The following is a 16619-nucleotide window of genomic DNA, read 5'->3' as shown; positions in this document are numbered from 1 at the left end:
GCGTCCGGCGGGCCACGGCCCGTCGTCACGCCCCAGACGCCGGCACCGCGTCGAGCACGCGCGCGAGAAACGCCTCGTGATTCCACGCGGCTTCCGGCCGCGACAGCCCGAGCCGCACGACCACCAACTGACGGCTCGGCACCACGCTCACGAACTGGCCTTCATGGCCGACCGCGTGAAACGCGTCGGCCGGCATCGCGTGTGCATGCGGATCGCGGTCGTTGAACGGCTCCGGCACCTTGACCCACAGGTGCGCGCCGAATTCCTGCCGCGACGACTGCGGCGTCGCGCGCGTCAGATAGCGCACCCAGCCTTCCGGCAGCAGCCGCTGCCCGTTCCACACGCCGTCCTGCAGCAGAAGTTGCCCGAAGCGCGCCCAGTCGCGTGCGCTCGCATACATGTACGACGCGCTGACGAGCGTGCCGGACGCATCGGGCTCGAACACCGCGCTGTGCATCCCGAGCGGCGCGAACAGCGCACGGCGCGGAAACGCGAGGTAGTCGGCGTCGCTGCCGCCCAGCGCTTCGCGCATCACGCGCGCGACGATCGCGCTCGTGCCGCTCGAGTAGGACCATTGCGCGCCGGGCGTCGCGGCAAGCGGCTTCGCCGATGCGAACCGCGCGGTATCGGGTTGCGTGAACAGCATCACCGCGACGTCGGACAGCGGGTCGTCGTAGTCCTCGTTGAACTGCAGGCCGCTCGTCATCCGCAGCAACTCGTCGAGCGTGATGGCCGCGCGCGGATCGCCGCTGCCGCGCCATTCGGGCAGCAACGCCGACGCGTCCGGCGACAGCTTGTGCCGCGCGACCAGCGTGCCGACCAGCGCGGCCGTCACGGTCTTCGTCATCGACCAGCCGGGCAGCGGCGTGTCGGCCGTGAAGCCGGGCGCATAGCGTTCGGCGATCACCTGGCCGCGCCACATCACGACCACCGCCCGCGTGCGCCGCGGCCGCGCCGGATCGGGTTCGTCGAACGCGCGGTCGAGTGCGGTTTGCAGCTTGTGTGCGTCGATGCCGGCGGGCGGCGTGGCCGGCGCGGGCGGTGCGGGCGGTGCGGGTGGTGCGGGTGGCGCGGGCGGCGGATCGGGGAGGGGCGGCAATGCGGCGGGCAAGGTGGCCGCCGCCGCACCGGTCGGGGGCACGAGTGCGAGCGTGCAGCCGAGTCCCGGCCGGAAGTCGGCTTCGCGTTCGGCGAAGCCGGCGAAGGTCGCCACCGCGCGATGACGGTCGGGGTCGATCGACGGGCGCACCAGTTTCAGCAACGGATGGACGCCGGCCATGATGTCGACGTCGATCACGGATGCGGCCGGGCGGCCCGACACGAACACGCCGGAGCACAGCGCCTTGGCTGCATAGCCGGTCGCGATCGGCGCAAGCCGGGACAGCATGTAGCCCGTGTAGCCGATCGCGGCAACGAGCGCGAACGCGATACCGCGCAGAATCAGCTTCTTGAGGGGGATCGTCATGCGCGAGCATCCTCGGTGGCGTGCCGGCCGGCAACGATCCGGCAGTGTCGCAGGTTCGGGCGAGGCGTTGCAATCGCAGCCGCGTGACGCGCGATGACGGCCGCGTGCGTTCGCGCTGCCGCGTGCCCGACAGGCCGGCCGGCGTCGTGCGATCGGCGAGTTGATATCGGGCCGGCCATCGGCCGATAATCGTCCGGCATTGCTCTCTCCCCGTTCCACTGTCCAACCGAGATCGGAAAACGCCATGTCCTATGACAACAACAACCCGTTCGCCAGGATCCTGCGCGGCGAACTGCCCTGCGTGAAGGTCGCCGAAGACGACGCGACGCTCGCGATCATGGATCTGATGCCGCAGGCCGACGGCCACGTGCTCGTGATTCCGAAGGAGCCGGCCGCGCAGATCTTCGAGCTGTCCGGCGATGCGGCCGCGGCCGGCATCCGCATGACGCAGCGCGTCGCGGCGGCAGTGCGCGCGGCGCTCGAGCCGGACGGCGTGTTCATCGGCCAGTTCAACGGCGCGGCCGCTGGCCAGACGGTCCCGCACGTGCATTTCCACGTGATTCCGCGCTGGGAAGGCGCGGAGCTGCGGATGCATGCGCGCGACGTCGCCGACGCGGCGACGCTCGAAGCGCTCGCGCAGCGCATCCGCGCCCGCTTCGTGTAACGGCCCGACGCACCCGGTGCAGCCGCCGTCCACCGGCCGCCGTGCCGCCCGAGCCTGTTTCAGCGGTCACACCAGGTAACACGTGTAACCGGCCGGGAAACTCGGCCGGCCGGGCCCGGCGCTAGACTCCGCGCATTGTTTCATCGAGCGACAGGAAGGGCGGATCGCCTCTTCGTGCCGGCCGCCGCCCGTCGCGGCGGCACGGCCTTCGCGCGGTGCCATTCGTCTTTCGCGCCGGGAACCGAGCCATGTCCAGACTTCTCATTACGCTTGCCCTGATCGCCGGCCTGTCCGGCTGCTACGTCGCGCCGCCATACGGTTACGCGCCCGCGCCGGCTTACTACGGGTACGGCTACGGCTATGCGCCCGCGTACTACGCGCCGCCCGTCAGCATCGGAATCGGCGGCCACTTCCGCATCCGCTGATCCGCCGCAGTGCGCCAGCCCGGGCCATACCGGCCCCGGTTGGCCGCGTGCGGCTTGACGATGCGCGCGCCGCATGACGGCGGCGCACGGCACCGGGTGTGTGCAGTTCCTATACTTCACGGGAAAGCACGCCCCCGCGAGGCCGTCATCATGACAGTTACCCCCAAGCTCGTCGTCCTGTCGAGCGTCGCCACGCTCGTCTACCTCGGGCTCGCCGTGCTCGGCAGCGGCGGGTTCGCCGCGTTCTTCTCGCATCCGCCGTTGATCGTCGTCGTCGTCGCGACGTTCGCGATGGCCGTCGCCGCACTGTTCACCGAAGGCAACCTGAGCAGCGGCGAGCGCGAGAACCGCGACAATCGCTGGGTGCTCGCGGCGTTCGCGGCGAGCGGCTTCCTGCTCGCGTACTTGCCCGCGCTGACCGACCGGCTCGACGTCTGGACCTTCGGCGGCGACACCGTGCGCTGGACCGGCGTCGTGCTGTACATCGCGGGCGGCGTGCTGCGCATCTGGCCCGTGTTCGTGCTCGGCAAGCGCTTCAGCGGGCTCGTCGCGATCCAGCCGGGCCATACGCTCGTGACGGGCGGCGTCTACAGCCGCATCCGCAATCCGAGCTATCTCGGTCTGCTCGTCAATTCGCTTGGCTGGGCGCTGGCGTTTCGCTCGGGCATCGGCGTGCTGCTGGTCGCCCTGATGCTGGTGCCGCTCGTTGCACGGATCCGTTCGGAGGAGGCATTGCTGCGTTCGCAATTCGGCGCCGAATACGACGCGTACTGCGCGCGGACGTGGCGGTTGCTGCCCGGTGTGTACTGACCCCGTCAACTTTTCTCCGCCCACCGTTTGGAGGCCGCTTACGGCATGTGCAGATGTGTTGCCACGTGTGTCTCAAACGTGCGTTCGCGCGCATGAGCGGTCTGCGTCGGTGTGGGGCCGGACCCTTGCTTGAGTCAATACCAGCAAGGATTTCGAGCGATTTCCGGTACGCGTTCGACATGCGTGATTCGTAAACAACTTGTTACCAGAATGTCCACGGCAGGAATGCGGGACCGGTGCTATTCTTCGCCGCAAGCTCATTGAAATGAATTGGTCCGCGGTTCGGCACAATGCCTGGCCCGACGTCGATCGATTCAGATCGTCGTAACGAGCGGACTTCGATAACCAGAATTGCGAACAAGGAAGAATACGGGAATGTGGAAGAAAATCGCCCCCGCTCTCGTCGTCGCCGTGCTGACCGGCGCGACCGCACTGCCGGCAGTGGCCGGTGACTTGAACAACGCGCTCGGCGGCGCGCTCGGCGGGGTTGCCGGCGCAGCGGTCGGCGGCGCGGTCGGCGGCAGCACCGGCTCCGTCATCGGCGGCGCGATCGGCGGCGGCGCCGGCGGCGCGGTGACGTCGAACCGTCGCGAGCGCACCGGCGCGATCATCGGCGGCGCCCTTGGCGGCGGCGCAGGTACCGCCGCAGGCAACGCGATGGGCGGCCGTACGGGCGGCCTGCTGGGCGCGGCAGTCGGCGGCGGCGCCGGCGCGGCACTCGGCGGCAACATGTCGCGCAGTTCGTACGATCGCGATCACGGCGACCGCGGCTACCGTCACCGCAAGCATCGTCACCACCGCGACTGGGACTGATCGCCGCTGGCGCGGTACGGTGCGCGAGCCGCGCACCGGCGCGCCGACGGCGTCGGCATCCCGACGCGAGCTTCAGCCCGGCGTCCTGCCGGGCCGCTTCGCCGGCCAGACTGGCGATTGTCCTCCAACTGCATCAGCCGCTGTCATGTGCCCGATCGACGGCCGGCCATTCTCCTCCCGCCGTTTTGCCCGTTTCTCGACGACACCAGTCGCCGCGTCGTAACGCGTCCGAATGCGTCCGCACAGGATCGGCCGAACGACATCTGCTTTTCCTTCGACACGTCGACTCGTTCCAACCTGACTTGACCTGATCGTCTCCCGCGATCCTGCCGCAGCGATCCGCTGCCGCGCACGTAGCAACCGACTTCGATCCGCGTCACGAAATGCACCGAGACCGTCGCTTGCGCGCCGCGTTGCCGTGTATGGACGCATTGCACGAACGTCGCGACCGTCAGGATTTCCCTGATAGTCAGCGCGCCTCGCGACGCCTCCCGACCGCGCGTCGCAGGCGCCGCCGGGTAGTGGTAAATCGAATGGATGTCATCGCAACATTTAATTGGTCGATCGCGATCGACTTCGCTATCGTCGGCGATGCTCGCGTACGGAGTCGAACCGTGCCGTCGTCCGCGCCTCGCCGCATGATCGCGAGTGCGGCGGCCCGGCCGCCGGCCCGACGACCCGGCCCGCCGCGTCCCCCGAACCGGACGGACCCGACGCGAAGCCTGGCCGACCGATCGAAGGCGCATGCGCTTTCAAGCCACCCCGGCAACGATGTCCCGCCGCCGCATGCGTGCCCCACGCGTATGCGAACCGCCCGATGCCGTTTGCGCCCGGGGCCGGACCAACCCATTGCCTGGATGCAATATGTCTAAGACAACGTATTACGCGCCGCACGGCGGCCACCCGCCGCAAACGGATCTGCTGACCGATCGCGCGATGTTCACCGAGGCGTACGCGGTGATTCCGAAGGGTGTGATGCGCGACATCGTCACGAGCTGGCTGCCGTTCTGGACCCACACGCGCCTGTGGGTGATCGCCCGCCCGCTGTCGGGTTTCGCGGAAACCTTCTCGCAGTACATCGTCGAAGTGAATCCGGGCGGCGGCAGCGACAAGCCCGAGCAGGACAAGAACGCCGAAGCCGTGCTGTTCGTCGTCGAAGGCGAAGCCGAGCTGACGCTGCAAGGCAAGCAGCACACGCTGAAGCCGGGCGGCTACGCGTTCATTCCGCCGGGCGCGGACTGGACGCTGCACAACGTCAGCGATGCGGCGGTGCGTTTCCACTGGATCCGCAAGCATTACCAGGCCGTCGACGGCATTCCGCTGCCCGAAGCGTTCGTGACCAACGAGCAGGACGTCGAGCCGATCCCGATGCCGGGCACCAACGGCGCATGGGTGACGACGCGCTTCGTCGACATGAGCGACATGCGTCACGACATGCACGTGAACATCGTGACGTTCGAGCCGGGCGGCGTGATTCCGTTCGCCGAAACGCACGTGATGGAGCACGGCCTGTACGTGCTGGAAGGCAAGGCCGTTTATCGCCTGAACCAGGACTGGGTCGAGGTGGAAGCCGGCGACTTCATGTGGCTGCGCGCGTTCTGCCCGCAGGCGTGCTATTCGGGCGGGCCTGGGCGGTTCCGTTATCTGCTGTACAAGGATGTGAATCGTCACATGAACCTGACGCTGAACCCGGCGCGCTGAAGCGCCGCGCAAGTGGGACGCGAAAGCCCGCCGGTGTGAGCCGGTGGGCTTTTTTCATCGGCGATGCGCGCGGTGTGGGGTTACCGGTCAAGCGCGGCCGCAGCCAGCGCGGCGACCTGCAGCCGCGTATCGGGCGGCAGATCGTCTTCGATCAACCATATGGCCGACAGCCCCGACCACGCGAGTATCCATTGCAGCAACCGCCGCCGGTCGAGTTGCGCCGCGTCGGCCACGAGCACGACGCGCCGCTCGAAACGCACCGGATCGACCGCGATGTCGTGCGCGGGATTGCAGAACAGGTTCGCGTAATCGAACGTGCGCTCGCCGCGCAGCCCTTTCGGGTCGATCGCGCGCCAGCCGCGATCGCCGAAATGAAGGATGTTGCCGTGGTGGATGTCGCCGTGCAGCACGACTTCGTCGACGGATGGCTCGGCCAGCAACTGGCGTGCGCTCGTTGCGGAGCGGCGCAGCGTGTCGTTGTCGGCATCGCTCGACAGCAGCGCGTAGAACCAGTCGTGCAGCGGCACGACCGCAGGCACCTGCGGCGCACGATGCGCGTGCAGCCGCGCGACGACGTCGCAGGCGATGCGCATCGTGTCGTCGTCGTGGCCCGCCGCCGACAACGCGGCCAGCGACGGCGCCGGCTGCGCGCGTTCGAGCAGGATCGCGTCGCCGTCGTGCCGCCACACCTGCGCGGCGCCTTGCCCGTTCCACCAGGTCATCAGCGCATTGCCGCGGCGCTCTTCGTCGCAGGTGGCGACTTTCAGCATCGCGGGCCGCGCGTGCCAGACGACCGGCAACAGGCCGCCGCTCGCGGTCAGGATCGGGCCGCCGTCGGGGGCGAGGCCCCACAGGTCGAGATATCGATCGAACATCCGACGATGGTACAAGCGAACCGGTTCATGCGCCCGGTGCGCTCGGTCGCGACGACGTGCCGCAGACCCGCATACACGGCGCGAGCCGGCCCCAAAGCGCTTTCCTAAATAAAATTTAGCCAGCCAAACTTTGGCTAAAGAATGTTCCGGTTTCACGTGATCCCTTCGACAATGCGCGCCTTTCGCGACCGATCGGCGCCGCTCGCGCGCCGGCCGTCGCGGCATTGAAGAAGGAGCCCGACATGACCGACCCCACCGCCAGTCCGCCGCCGCCCGCGCCTCCATCCGCACCGCCGCGCCGCCGTCGCGTATGGCGTACGCTCGCGGGCGCGCTGCTCGGCCTGACGCTTGCGTGCGCAGGCATCGGCGCATGGACGATCGATCGCATCTGGACGCAGTTGCCGTCCGTCGAACACCTGGCCGTCTATCGTCCCGCGCTGCCGCTGCGGATCTTCTCGCGCGACGGCGACCTGCTGGCCGAATACGGCGTCGAGCGGCGCGAGTTCGTGCCGCTCGAACGCATCCCGCCGCTGATGCGGCATGCGCTGCTCGCGGCCGAGGACGCGAAATTCTACGAACACGGCCCGGTCGATGTGGGCGGCCTCGCGCGCGCGACGTTCGCGAACGTCGTCACCGGGCAGCCGGGGCAAGGCGGCAGCACGATCACGATGCAGGTCGCACGCAACTTCTACCTGACGCGCGACAAGGTGCTGAGCCGCAAGCTCGCCGAGATCCTGATGGCGGCCAAGCTCGAACGCGAATACAGCAAGGACAAGCTGCTCGAGCTGTACATGAACGAGATCTATCTGGGCGAGCGCGCGTACGGCTTCGCGGCGGCCGCGCACGTGTACTTCGGCAAGCCGCTCGATGCGCTGAGCGCGGGCGAGGCGGCTGTGCTCGCCGGGTTGCCGAAGGCGCCGTCCGCGTTCAATCCGGTCGTCAACCCGGCGCGCGCGACCGCGCGGCGCAACTACGTGCTCGGCCGGATGCATGCGCTCGGCCAGCTCGACGACGCGGCGTATCGCACGGCCGTCGACGCGCCGATCGTGCTGGCGACCACGCCGCCGCCGGGGATCGTCGCGGCCCCGTACGTTGCCGAGCGCGCGCGCCGCATGATGGTCGAGCGGTTTCACGACGACGCGTACACGTTGGGCCTCGACGTGACGACGACGATCTCGATGCGCGACCAGCGCGCGGCCGAAGCCGCGCTCGAGCGTACGCTGAGCCGGCAGCCGCGCGCGAAGCGCGACATGCGCAACGGGCTCGAAGGCGCGCTCGTGTCGCTCGATGCGGCCACCGGCGACATGCTCGCGCTGGTCGGCGGCGCGGATTTCGACCGCAACGTGTTCGACCATGCACTGCAGGCGTATCGCCAGCCGGGCTCGAGCTTCAAGCCGTTCGTCTATTCGGCCGCGCTGGAGAAGGGCTACTTCCCCGGCGTGCTCGTCGACGATACGCAGCGCACGCTCACGCACGCGGAAACCGGCGCGCGGCCGTGGCGTCCGCGTAATTTCGGCAATCGCTACGAAGGCTTCATCCCGGTGCGGCGCGGGCTCGTGCGCTCGAAGAACCTGGTCGCGGTCAGCCTGATGCAGGCCGCCGACGCGCGCTACGTGCAGCAGCACGCGGTGCGTTTCGGCTTCGACGCGCAGCGCAATCCGGCGTCGCTGCCGCTCGCGCTCGGCGCGGGCGCCGTGACGCCGCTCGAACTCGCGAGCGCATACGGCGTGTTCGCGAACGGCGGGACGCGGATGGAGCCGCGCCTGATCCTGTCGGTGAAGCAGCGCCACGGCGGCGCGATGTACGAGGCGACCGTGCCGGCGGGCGAGCGGGTCGTATCGGCGCGCAATGCGTTCGTGATGGACAGCATGCTGCGCGACGTCGTGCGGGCCGGCACCGCGCGCGGCGCGCTCGCGCTGCGGCGTGACGACACGGCGGGCAAGACGGGCACGTCGAACGGGTCGAAGGACGTATGGTTCGCCGGCTACTCGTCGGGCATCGTCGCGGTCGCGTGGCTCGGCTACGACACGCCGCGCCCGATGGGGCGCGCGACCGGCGCGACGCTGGCGCTGCCGGTCTGGCTCGACTACATGAAGACGGCCGTCGACGGGCGCACGCCGGTCGCTGCGACGCCGCCGCAGGACGTCGCGCTCGTCGACGGCGATTTCGTCTACGCCGAATACACGCGCGGCACGTGCACGGCCGACGTGCCGCCGTATATCCGCAGCCGCTTTGCATGCGGCGGCGCGGCAGCCGTCGATGCGCCGGATGCGCCGGCCGACCACGGCAAGCGCGACGCACCGATGCCTGTCGCCGTCGATGCGGCCGAGCGCGAACGCGTGCTCGACCTGTTCCGGACCGACGACTGACGCGCGCCATGCATACGCTCTATCTGATTGCGATCGTCGCGGAAGCGATGTCGGGGGCGCTGATGGGCATGCGCCGCGGGATGGACCGCTTCGGGCTCGCGCTCGTGGGCGCGGTGACGGCGCTCGGCGGCGGCACCGTGCGCGACGTGCTGCTCGGCCACTATCCGCTCGGCTGGATCGCGCATCCCGAATACCTGGTGATCACGCTCGTTGCGGCGACCGTCGCGTCGTGGGCGGCGCGGCACGTCGCGCGGATGAAGACGCTGTTCGTCACCGTCGATGCGATCGGCCTCGCGGCGTTCACGATCATCGGCTGCGACGTCGGCGCGTCGACCGGCACGGCGCCGATCATCGTCGTGCTGGCCGGCGCGATCACGGGCGTGTGCGGCGGGATGCTGCGCGACCTGCTGTGCAACGAGATGCCGCTGATCCTGCGCGAGGAACTGTATGCGAGCGTCGCGTTCGTTACGGGCGCGCTGTATGTCGGGATGCAGCATCTCGGCATCGACGCGGGATTCGCGACGCTCGTCGCTCTGGCGGCCGGTTTCTCGATGCGGATGCTCGCCGTGCGGCTCGGCTGGAAGATGCGCAGCTTCGGCGCGGCGGACGTCGAGCATTGAGTGCTCGCGCCCGTGCCTGCCGGGCCGGCATTCAGTCCGGCTGCATCACCTGAAAGACGTTCCCTTCCGGATCGATGCCGTCGACCATCCGGTACGGGAAGCCGTCGTAGCGCTTCAGCGCGCGCACGGTCACGCCGTCGCGGGCGAGCCGGTCGCGATACGCGTCGATATCGGCGTCGATCGTGAATACGAGCTTCACGTTGCCGGCGGCCGCGTTCGCGTTCGTGCTTGCCGATGCGGCCGCATGGCGGAACGCCGGGCCGGCCCGATGCAGCGCGAGTTCGATCGCGCCCGCGTCGAGTACGGCCCATTCGCCGTCGATTTCCTCGATGACGGGCAGCGCGAAATGCCGTCGATAGAACGCCTTCAGCAACGCGACGTTGCGGACGTACAGGATGATGCGGGTCATCGGAAGCGGCACGGGGGCTCCTCGAAGGGGAGATACGACGGATCTGGAAAGAACGCCGCAGCCAAAGGCAGCGTACGACATCGAGCGACGCAACGATCCTGCGATACGCGCCCCCGCGCTACGCGGGCACCATCACCGGCGGCGTCCCGTCGCCGGTTTCCACCATCTTCACCGCGAAGCCATAGCACCGCGCGATATGGGCAGGCGTCATCACGTCGCGCGGTGCGCCATGCGCGACGATCGTGCCGCCGACGAGCATCGCGATCGCATCTGCATGCCGCGCGGCGAGGTTCGGATCGTGGACGATCGCGAGCACGCCGAGCTGCCATTCGCGCGCGATGGCGCGCACGGTATCGAGCAGGCGGTGCTGGTGCGCGAGATCGAGCGCGGCGGTCGGCTCATCGAGCAGCAGGTAACGCGGGCCGGGTTCCGTCGTGTGGTGGTCGGGCCACAGCTGCGCGAGGACGCGGGCGAACTGCACGCGCGCGAGTTCGCCGCCCGACAGCGTCGTGACGTCGCGGCCGACGAGCGCATCGGCGCCCGCGCGTTCGAGCGCGCGCCACGCGATGTCGCGATCGCGGTGTGCGATTACGTGCCGCACACCGCCGCGCCGCGCATGCGGATAGCGGCCGAGCAGCACGATTTCGTCGACGCTGAACGGGAAGGCCGGCTGCGCGGCCTGCGGCAGCACCGCGCGCAGGCACGCGAGCCGCCGCGCGTCGATGCGCGCGAGCGGTTCGCCGTTCAGCGTGACGTCGCCCGTCACGCGCACGCCGTTCGGCGCGACGCTGCCGGTCAGCTCGCCGGCGAAGGTTTTCAGCAGCGTGCTCTTGCCCGCGCCGTTGCGGCCGAGCAGCGCCGTCACGCGGCCGGGTTCGATCGACAGCGACAGGTCGCGCAGGATCGTGCCGTGCCGGCGAGTGACGTCGAGGTGGTGGGCGGTCAGCATGGTCGTCGTGAAGAAGGGATTACCCGCCGAGCGCGCCGCGGTTCTTCCACAGCAGCGCGAGGAAGAACGGTGCGCCGAGCAGCGCGGTCAGCACGCCGAGCGGAATGTCGGCGGGCGCGGCGACGGTGCGCGCGGCGAGATCGGCCGCGAGCGTCAGCAACGCGCCGAGCAATGCGGCGCCGGGCAACACGATGCGCTGGTCGGGACCGCACGCGAGGCGCACGCAATGCGGCGCGACGAGCCCGATGAAGCCGACGATGCCCACGCACGACACGAGCGCGCCCACGGCGAGCGCGACCGCGACGAGCACGCGCCGCTTCAGTTGCTGCACGGGTACGCCGAGATGCAGCGCTTCGGTTTCGCCGAGCTGCAGCGCATTCAGCGCATCGCGTTCGCGCACGAGCAGCATGCAGCCGAGCGCGACGCACGGCGCGACGGCCGCCAGCGTCGACCATTGCGCGCCGCCGAGGCTGCCGAGGCTCCAGAAGGTCAGCGAACGCAGCTGTGCATCGTCGGCGACGAACGTGAGCAGCCCGATCGCCGCGCCGGCCAGCGCATTGATTGCGATGCCGGCGAGCAGCAGCAGCGGCAGCGCAAGCCGGCCGCGCGATGCGGCCAGCCGGTAGACGAGCGCCGCGACCGCGAGGCCGCCCGCGAACGCGGCAACCGGCAGCGCGGCCGCGCTCGCGTGTGCGGCGAAGAGCGCGGGACCGAGCACGATCAGCACGGTCGCGCCGAGCGCGGCGCCGCTCGACACGCCGACGAGTCCCGGATCGGCGAGCGGATTGCGGAACAGCGCCTGCATTGCGGCGCCGGTTGCGCCGAAGCCGCCGCCGACCAGCAGCGCGAGCGCGACGCGCGGTGCGCGGATGTCGAACAGCACGGCGCGCGCCTGTTGCGCGGCTGCGTCGCCGCTCAGTGCGGCCCAGGCTTGCGCCAGCGGGATGCGGTACGCGCCGACGCACAGCGCGACGACGGACATCGCGCCCACCAGAACGGCGAGCGCGGCCAGGACGAACGGCGCGAAGCGGCGTGACGTGCCGATGCGCGCGGCGCCGGCGCGCGAGGCGGACGATGGCGCGTTGAAGGGCGAAACGTGAGCGGGCATCGGGTCGATCCGGAATCAGGCGAGCGCATCCGACAGGCGTCGATGCAGGGTCGTGACGGCGAGCGGCAGGCGCGGGCCGAAGCCGAGCAGGAACAGCGCGTCGAGCGAGACGACGCGCCGCGCGCGGCCGGCCGGCGTCGCGCCGAAGCCGGGTGTCGCGAGCAGCGCGGCGTGACCGCCGACGGCCGCCAGCCCTTCGTCGGAGATCAGCACGACGTCGGGTGCGGCCGCCGCGAGCGCCTCGGTCGTCAGCGGCTTGTAGTGATCGAAGCCCTGCATCGCGTTGCGCCCGCCCGCATAGCGGATCATCGCGTCGGCGGCGGTGCGCTGGCCGGCGACGAGCGCCTGGGTGCCGGTATGGTTCAGCACGAACAGCACGCGTGGCGGCTGCGCGCCGCCGGGCACGCGCGCGGCGACCGCGTCGCGCGCGGCCTGCCAGTCGCGATCGAAACGCCGCAGCAGCGCGGCGCCGGCGTCGCGCACGTCGAGCGCCTGCGCGACGCCGGCGATCTTCGCGCGCACCGATTCGACGTCGTGGTGTTCGTCGAACGTCGTCACCGTCACGCCGGCGCCTTTCACCTGCGCGATCGCCGTCGGCGGGCCGGCTTCCGCCGATGCCAGCACGAGATCGGGCCGCAGCGACAGCAGCCCTTCGGCCGACAGCGCGCGCTGGTAGCCGATCTTCGGCAGGCGCTTCGCGGCGTCGGGATACGTGCAGGTCGTGTCGGCGCCGACGAGCCGGTAACGCGGCGTCTCGGCGCCGCCGAGCGCGAACGCGGTCTCCGCGAGCGCACCGCCGATCACGATCACGCGCTTCGGTGCGGCGGGCGCAACTTGTGCGAGCACGCTACCGGGCAGCCCCGCCGCGAGCGCGCCGGCCGCCGCGCCGGCCAGCAGCGTACGGCGGCGCGGATCGAATGGCCGCGCGCTCACCGCGCGGCTCCGCGTGCGGCCGGCGGCAGCGTCGCGACGAGCGCGCGCCAGTCGTCGCGTTCGACCTTTCCCGGCTTGCGTTCGCCGAACAGCAGCGCGACATGGTCGCCCTGCCGGTCGAACAGCTCGAGCGACGTGACGATGCCGTCGCTCGTCGGCTTCTTCACGACCCAGGCGGCGGCGATCAGGTCTTCGCGCACATGCAGGTTGAAACCCGGATCGAGCACGTTGATCCACGCGCCGACCTCGCGCACGTTCGCGACGGGGCCCGTATGGATCTGGATCATCCCCGCGTTGCCGACGAACACCATGATCGGCTGGCCGCTTTTGGCCGCCTGTTCGAGCACGTGGCGCAACGCATGCGCGGTTTCGACCGGATACGCGTATTGCGGATCGGCGAGGCGCAGCGCCTGCATGCGGCTCACGCCGAAGCGCTGCGTGATGCCGAAGAACTGGTGCGTGTCGGTCATCGCGTCCCACGCGGCGCGAAAGCCCGCGACGTCGATCTCGGTGTCCGCGCGCTCGGGCGTTTTCGGCGCGGCGGGCGCGACCTCGAGGCCCGGCTCCTGCGACGGCGCGCGCCAGCGTTCGACGAACGCGTCGTATGCGGCATGATCGCTGTGCGCGCGCAGGTAGACCTTGTGGATCGCATGGCCCTGCGCGTCGAAGAACTGCAGGCTCTTCAGCGGGCCGTGCGCGGTTTCGTCGCGCACCGCGAACGCCGACACCCAGTGACGATAGAAGATGCGCAGGTCGATGTCGCCGAGCGCGAGGCCGACGGGGCCGTCGTGGCTCATCTGCGCGTACTCGCCGTCTTTTTCGTGGACGGCCGTGTCGTTGCGCGTGAGCGCCATCACGCGGCCGAGACGCGGCATTTCCTCGAACATCGTCGGAAAGCGCGCGTCGAGCCGCACGACGTGCTCGCCGACGAATGCGGCGAGCGCCTCGGCTTCGCTGACGCCGAGCGCCTGTGCGACGTCGCGGTTGCGCAGTTGGCGCTCGGTCTTGAGCTTGATGAACGCGTCGCGCAGCGCGGCGGCCGCGCGGGCCGGCGTGGCCGATTGACCGGGAAGGGCGGATGGCATCATGTCGGACTCCTTCAAGTAACGGTTGGGGTGGCAGCGCGGGCACCGCGCATCAGAAATCCACTTTCATGCTGACGGCGACCGTGCGGCCGGGCGACGAATACGCATCGAGCACCTGTGAATCGGCCGCGATGCCGCGCACGTCCGACCAGTTCCAGTACTTGCGGTCGAACAGGTTGCGGATGCCGATCGTCGCGCTCACGTGCTTGTTGAAGCGGTAGCCGCCGCGCAGGTCGACGACGAACGACGACGGCGGCGTGAAGCACGCCTTGTTCGAACAGTCGGACTTGTCGATGTCCTTGTCGCGTTTGGCGGCCTGGAACAGCAGGTCGGTCTGCACGAACCAGCGTTCGCCCGGTTCGTACCGCACGCCGAACACGGCCGAGAACGGGTTCACGGTGTTGAGCGGCTGGCTGGCCGCGCCGTCGTTCTGCGTCGAGCCTTTCGTGAACGCCATCGCCGTCTTCAGCGTGATGCCGTTCGGCATCACCCATTCGGCGCGGCCTTCGAGGCCGTGGATGCGCGCGTCGGCGAAGTTCACGTACTGGAACACGAACGGGTCGACCGGGCGGCCGCTGCCGGCGATCGTCGTGCGCGAGATGAAGTTGCGGTAGCGGCCGGTGAACGCGGCCGCGCTGTAGCGCACGACGCCGTAGCCGGTGCCGGCCTTGCCGCGCAGGCCGGCTTCGAACGTGTCGCTGGTTTCGGGCTTCAGGTTCGGATTGCCGATCGACGTGTAGCCGTACACCGGATTCGAGAAGCTGCTGTTCACCTGGTCGGGCGTCGGCGCGCGGAAGCCGTGCGCGTACTGCACGTACGGAATGACCGCAGGCGTGATCTCGTAGAGCACGGCGACGCGCGGGGACAGTTCGTTCGCGCTCGTCGACACGGCCTTGCCGGTGAACAGCGGATCGTTTTCGGTCGGGCTCAGCCGGTACGTGTCGAAGCGCAGGCCCGGCGTGACGAGCAGGCGGCCGTAGCCGATCTGGTCCTGCACGAACGCGCCGAACAGCGTGTAGTCGGTGTCGGGGAACGCCTTGTTCGGGAACGCTTCGCCGACGCCCGGCACCGTGCCGTCGCGCATGTTCGTCACGCGCGACAGGCTGCCGTCCACGCCGTACAGCAGCTTGTGCGCGAGCGGGCCGGTCGCGAAGCCGCTTTCGGCGAACGCGGCGCCGCCGAACGTGCGTTCCTTGTACTGGTTGTCGCGCGAGCGCGATTTCAGCGGCGCACTGCGCGTCTCGAACGCGTACTGGTCCTGCTTCGCGTCCTGGTAGTAGAACTGCACGTGCGCGGTCTGGAACCAGCGGAATGCGTCGTCGCGGAAGTCGTAGTCGACGCTGAAGCGATTGCGCTCGAGCCGGTCGTGAGTCGTGAGGCCGAGCGTCGCCGGCGCATTGATCGCGGAGAGCACGTCCGTGCTCACGCGCCGCTGCACCGTTTCGGCGGTGAGCTTGACCGTGTCGCGCGCAGTCGGCGTCAGCACGAGCTTGCCGAGCAGCGATTCCGAATAGACGTCCTGCGGGTTCGACGTCGTGCGCAGCGTGCTCGCCGAGTTGTTGCCGCCGCGCGTGTCGACCTCGTGGCCGCGCCGGCCGTCGGCGATGATCATCCCCTGGATGCGGTCGTTGCCGCCTGCTGCCGACACGGTCGCGCCGATGCTGCGGTCGGTCGAGTCGTAGCTCGGCCGGAACGAGAAGTAATAGGGTTTGTCGTGGATCGACAGCAGGTCGCGCGGGTCTTTCGTGATGAAGTTCACCGCGCCGGTCAGGCCGTCGCTGCCGTAGAGCGCCGACGCCGGCCCGCGCAGGATCTCGATGCGCTTGAGCGTGTCGAGATCGGCGTAGCCGCCGCGACCCGCTTCGAGCGGCCCGAACGAGAACGCGTTCGGCAGGCGGATGCCGTCTTCCATCAGCAGCACGCGATTGCCTTCGAGGCCGCGGATGTTGATGCTCGAATCGCCGTCGCGGCCGCCGCCGAGCGCGGCGCTGCCGGGCCGGTACGCGGTGCGGCGCACCGTGATGCCGGGCTCGTAGCGCAGCGCGTCCTTGATGTTGGTGGCCTGCTGCGCTTCGAGATCCTCGTCGGTGATCACCGACACGGACGCCGCCGTGCGGCTCGCCGCGGTGGCGGTGCGGGTGGCCGTGACGGTGACGGGGTCGAGCAGCGCCGCATCGCCGCGCGTGGACGCGGCGGCGGTCAGGACGGCGGCAGGCGGGGTGGCGCCTTGCGGCGACGAATCGGCGTGAGCCGTGGCGGCGGACAGGCCGAACGCGCCGAACAGCGCGGCACAGATCGGCCGCCGCGCCAGCGTATAGCAATGCACAGGTGGTCTCCCATTGACGATAACAAGCCCGAAGGCTGGCTGGGTGACGCGTTCACCTGGCTGGCCC

The 16619-nt window shown here is 69.8% G+C and carries 15 protein-coding genes; 7 read left to right on the top strand and 8 right to left on the bottom strand.

What is annotated here, in order from left to right:
* Positions 1-25: 25 nt before the first annotated feature.
* Positions 26-1465, bottom strand: coding sequence for a serine hydrolase (locus WS61_RS04615; RefSeq protein WP_059499447.1), 1440 nt, complete (start codon positions 1463-1465; stop codon positions 26-28).
* A 244-nt stretch (positions 1466-1709) separates the two neighbouring features.
* On the opposite strand from WS61_RS04615, the gene WS61_RS04610 reads away from it, so the two are divergent.
* The 5 genes from WS61_RS04610 to WS61_RS04595 all read left to right on the top strand — a co-directional run bounded on the left by WS61_RS04610 (position 1710) and on the right by WS61_RS04595 (position 5878).
* Positions 1710-2129 carry an HIT family protein gene (locus WS61_RS04610; protein ID WP_011548975.1) on the top strand — a complete coding sequence of 140 codons (420 nt, stop codon included), beginning with the start codon at positions 1710-1712 and terminating at the stop codon, positions 2127-2129.
* 248 nt (positions 2130-2377) lie between these two features.
* On the top strand, positions 2378-2554 hold the full coding sequence (locus WS61_RS35145; RefSeq protein WP_179949655.1) for a hypothetical protein: 177 nt from the start codon (positions 2378-2380) through the stop codon (positions 2552-2554).
* Positions 2555-2704: 150 nt separating this feature from the next.
* Positions 2705-3364, top strand: a complete 660-nt coding sequence (locus WS61_RS04605) for an isoprenylcysteine carboxylmethyltransferase family protein (RefSeq protein ID WP_059499446.1) — start codon at positions 2705-2707, stop codon at positions 3362-3364.
* Between the two features lie 375 nt (positions 3365-3739).
* A complete protein-coding gene (locus tag WS61_RS04600; protein WP_027781621.1) occupies positions 3740-4177 on the top strand; it encodes a hypothetical protein in 438 nt (145 codons plus the stop codon).
* 864 nt (positions 4178-5041) lie between these two features.
* Positions 5042-5878 (top strand): bifunctional allantoicase/(S)-ureidoglycine aminohydrolase, encoded by an 837-nt coding sequence (locus WS61_RS04595; RefSeq protein WP_034206005.1) that lies wholly within the window; start codon positions 5042-5044, stop codon positions 5876-5878.
* Between the two features lie 80 nt (positions 5879-5958).
* Here the strand turns inward: WS61_RS04595 and WS61_RS04590 are convergent, their stop codons facing one another.
* Positions 5959-6753, bottom strand: a complete 795-nt coding sequence (locus WS61_RS04590; RefSeq protein WP_059499445.1) for an aminoglycoside phosphotransferase family protein — start codon at positions 6751-6753, stop codon at positions 5959-5961.
* Positions 6754-6995: 242 nt separating this feature from the next.
* On the opposite strand from WS61_RS04590, the gene WS61_RS04585 reads away from it, so the two are divergent.
* Positions 6996-9122, top strand: a complete 2127-nt coding sequence (locus tag WS61_RS04585) for a penicillin-binding protein 1A (RefSeq protein ID WP_059499444.1) — start codon at positions 6996-6998, stop codon at positions 9120-9122.
* A gap of 8 nt (positions 9123-9130) precedes the next feature.
* Complete coding sequence (locus WS61_RS04580; RefSeq protein ID WP_059499443.1) at positions 9131-9742, top strand: trimeric intracellular cation channel family protein; 612 nt, start codon at positions 9131-9133, stop codon at positions 9740-9742.
* A 31-nt stretch (positions 9743-9773) separates the two neighbouring features.
* On the opposite strand, the gene WS61_RS04575 is transcribed toward WS61_RS04580, so the two are convergent.
* From WS61_RS04575 to WS61_RS04550, 6 genes are all read right to left on the bottom strand, one after another.
* Positions 9774-10163 carry a VOC family protein gene (locus WS61_RS04575; RefSeq protein WP_059499442.1) on the bottom strand — a complete coding sequence of 130 codons (390 nt, stop codon included), beginning with the start codon at positions 10161-10163 and terminating at the stop codon, positions 9774-9776.
* A 106-nt stretch (positions 10164-10269) separates the two neighbouring features.
* Positions 10270-11100 carry a heme ABC transporter ATP-binding protein gene (locus tag WS61_RS04570; RefSeq protein ID WP_059499441.1) on the bottom strand — a complete coding sequence of 277 codons (831 nt, stop codon included), beginning with the start codon at positions 11098-11100 and terminating at the stop codon, positions 10270-10272.
* Positions 11101-11119: 19 nt separating this feature from the next.
* The gene (locus WS61_RS04565) at positions 11120-12208 is read right to left on the bottom strand and encodes an iron ABC transporter permease (RefSeq protein WP_059499440.1); all 1089 of its coding nucleotides are present in this window, start codon (positions 12206-12208) and stop codon (positions 11120-11122) included.
* 15 nt (positions 12209-12223) lie between these two features.
* The gene (locus WS61_RS04560; protein ID WP_059499439.1) at positions 12224-13141 is read right to left on the bottom strand and encodes a hemin ABC transporter substrate-binding protein; all 918 of its coding nucleotides are present in this window, start codon (positions 13139-13141) and stop codon (positions 12224-12226) included.
* Positions 13138-14229 carry a hemin-degrading factor gene (locus WS61_RS04555; protein WP_059499438.1) on the bottom strand — a complete coding sequence of 364 codons (1092 nt, stop codon included), beginning with the start codon at positions 14227-14229 and terminating at the stop codon, positions 13138-13140. Before WS61_RS04555 ends, WS61_RS04560 begins: the two co-directional genes overlap by 4 nt.
* Before the next feature lie 49 nt (positions 14230-14278).
* Complete coding sequence (locus WS61_RS04550) at positions 14279-16552, bottom strand: TonB-dependent hemoglobin/transferrin/lactoferrin family receptor (RefSeq protein ID WP_059499437.1); 2274 nt, start codon at positions 16550-16552, stop codon at positions 14279-14281.
* Between the last annotated feature and the right edge of the window lie 67 nt (positions 16553-16619).

The sequence above is a fragment of the Burkholderia sp. ABCPW 11 genome, assembly GCF_001523445.1.
Classification (GTDB): Bacteria; Pseudomonadota; Gammaproteobacteria; order Burkholderiales; family Burkholderiaceae; genus Burkholderia.
The sequence above is the reverse complement of the archived record's forward strand: the minus strand, read 5'-3'. Positions and strand labels throughout refer to the sequence as shown.